Consider the following 1577-nt stretch of genomic DNA (forward strand, 5'->3'; position numbering starts at 1 on the left):
ATATCTACGATATCCGTGGTAGGAGAGCGTTCTAAGGGCGTTGAAGCTAGACCGGAAGGACTGGTGGAGCGCTTAGAAGTGAGAATGCCGGTATGAGTAGCGAAAGATGGGTGAGAATCCCATCCACCGTATGCCTAAGGTTTCCTGAGGAAGGCTCGTCCGCTCAGGGTTAGTCGGGACCTAAGCCGAGGCCGAAAGGCGTAGGCGATGGACAACAGGTTGATATTCCTGTACCACCTCGTTTTTGTTTGAGCGATGGGGGGACGCAGGAGGATAGGGTAAGCGCACTGCTGGATATGTGCGTCTAAGCAGTTAGGCTGGTAAGCAGGAAAATCCGCTTACCGTGAAGGCTGAGCTGTGATAGCGAGGGAAATATAGTACCGAAGTTCCTGATTCCACACTGCCAAGAAAAGCCTCTAGTGAGAAAACAGGTGCCCGTACCGCAAACCGACACAGGTAGGCGAGGAGAGAATCCTAAGGTGTGCGAGAGAACTCTCGTTAAGGAACTCGGCAAAATGACCCCGTAACTTCGGGAGAAGGGGTGCTTTTTAGGGTGAATAGCCCTGAAGAGCCGCAGTGAATAGGCCCAGGCGACTGTTTAGCAAAAACACAGGTCTCTGCGAAGCCGCAAGGCGAAGTATAGGGGCTGACGCCTGCCCGGTGCTGGAAGGTTAAGAGGAGGGGTTAGCGTAAGCGAAGCTCTGAATTGAAGCCCCAGTAAACGGCGGCCGTAACTATAACGGTCCTAAGGTAGCGAAATTCCTTGTCGGGTAAGTTCCGACCCGCACGAAAGGCGTAACGATCTGGGCACTGTCTCAACGAGAGACTCGGTGAAATTATAGTACCTGTGAAGATGCAGGTTACCCGCGACAGGACGGAAAGACCCCGTGGAGCTTTACTGTAGCCTGATATTGAATTTTGGTACAGCTTGTACAGGATAGGTAGGAGCCTGAGAAGCCGGAGCGCTAGCTTCGGTGGAGGCGTCGGTGGGATACTACTCTGGCTGTATTGAAATTCTAACCCGCACCTCTTATCGAGGTGGGAGACAGTGTCAGGTGGGCAGTTTGACTGGGGCGGTCGCCTCCTAAAGAGTAACGGAGGCGCCCAAAGGTTCCCTCAGAATGGTTGGAAATCATTCGTAGAGTGTAAAGGCACAAGGGAGCTTGACTGCGAGACCTACAAGTCGAGCAGGGACGAAAGTCGGGCTTAGTGATCCGGTGGTTCCGCATGGAAGGGCCATCGCTCAACGGATAAAAGCTACCCCGGGGATAACAGGCTTATCTCCCCCAAGAGTCCACATCGACGGGGAGGTTTGGCACCTCGATGTCGGCTCATCGCATCCTGGGGCTGTAGTCGGTCCCAAGGGTTGGGCTGTTCGCCCATTAAAGCGGTACGCGAGCTGGGTTCAGAACGTCGTGAGACAGTTCGGTCCCTATCCGTCGTGGGCGTAGGAAATTTGAGAGGAGCTGTCCTTAGTACGAGAGGACCGGGATGGACGCACCGCTGGTGTACCAGTTGTTCTGCCAAGAGCATCGCTGGGTAGCTATGTGCGGAAGGGATAAGTGCTGAAAGCATCT

The 1577-nt window shown here is 54.1% G+C and carries 1 rRNA gene; it reads left to right on the top strand.

Going from position 1 to position 1577, the window contains the following annotated elements:
• Positions 1–1577 (top strand): 23S ribosomal RNA (locus tag FS373_RS31345); the annotation flags it as partial.

This window comes from Shewanella sp. YLB-07 (assembly GCF_009377275.1).